The following is a 1,204-nucleotide window of genomic DNA, read 5'->3' as shown; positions in this document are numbered from 1 at the left end:
AGAGCTGGTCCTCTACACGTTTCCGGATCAAGTCGTCTAAGGCCCCGCTCTCAACGATCTCACGGAGAATCTGTTCGAGAGGCTTGTACGTGTCTCCCAGGAATTTTTCGAGGAAGTCTATATCGTCGATCTCTGTCCTGCCGCTGCTCTGCTGTTCTTGGTCCTCTAACTGTTTTTCCAGGTGTTCGATCTCCTGCTTCAGTTTCTCGATCTTCTCTTCGCTTTCGTGGTGTGCGAGGAACCCTTGTTCTCTATAGGCCCGTGCCTCCTGAATCAGTTCGTAGAGGTAGGTGCTTCTGCTTCTGTAGCCCTGCTCCTCAACCTCTTCATCCCACTCTTTTCTATCATCTTCCGAACAGTACAGCGTGGCCTTCGTCATCGACTCTGGAAGATTTGTAGACTCTTTCCAGCCGCCTCCCGTCATTTTTCCACACCTCCCAACACATCTATCACGCTAGCCCAATTAACTATCAGTATTTTTATATCTAACGTCACTCCGCCTTTCGATGAGTGCCGAGGTCGACGTCTATAGGACCACTACCCGTCCTATAGCGTCCATACGGTGCGTTATTCACGTACTCCCGAGAGGACGATCGTCTGATCGTCGAAGCCGTCGGGTCCCACGTCGCCGAGTCCCGCACAGACCGATGCCGTCGCTCGGCGCCGCCGACCGCGACGGACCGACACCGGACACATCCGGTCGGGCCTTTATCCTCCCGTACGCCGGACGGATCCCCATGGAGCCAGACTTAGACCGATTCACGTCGCGCCGGTCGACCGTGTACGGTCAGCGCGGCGTGGTGGCGACCAGTCAGCCGCTCGCCAGCGAGGCGGGGATCGAAGTCCTCAGAGAGGGCGGTAACGCCTTCGACGCCGCGGTCGCGACCGCCGCCGCGCTCAACGTCGTCGAGCCCACCTCGACCGGGCTCGGGGGCGACGTGTTCGCGCTGTACCGGACCGCCGACGGCGACGTCGGCGCGATGCGCTCGTGCGGGGGGGCCCCCGCGGACGCGACGATCGAGAACGTCCGGGCGGCGCTCGCCGAGGACGACGACGCGGACTCGTACTACCCCGACGACGGCGGCTACGCGGTCGACGACGCGAGCGAGGCCGGGATGCCGTTCTACGGCCCGCACGCGGTCACGGTCCCCGGGACGGCGCGCGGCTGGGAGGCGACCGTCGAGGAGCTGGGCCGGCTCAGCCT

General features: G+C 62.1%; 2 protein-coding genes. One reads left to right on the top strand and one right to left on the bottom strand.

The genetic code is table 11. The features are described 5' to 3' along the window. Nucleotides 1-424 (bottom strand): hypothetical protein (locus U4E84_RS17955; RefSeq protein WP_322533433.1); only part of this gene is annotated, 424 nt, incomplete at its 3' end. 313 nt (nucleotides 425-737) lie between these two features. Here U4E84_RS17955 and U4E84_RS17950 point away from each other — a divergent pair. Then, nucleotides 738-1,204 (top strand): gamma-glutamyltransferase (locus U4E84_RS17950; RefSeq protein WP_322533432.1); only part of this gene is annotated, 467 nt, incomplete at its 3' end.

Origin of the sequence: Halorubrum sp. AD140, assembly GCF_034497445.1 — an archaeon.
In the GTDB taxonomy this organism is placed as follows: Archaea; Halobacteriota; Halobacteria; order Halobacteriales; family Haloferacaceae; genus Halorubrum.
This window is presented reverse-complemented; position numbering and strand designations above follow the sequence as displayed.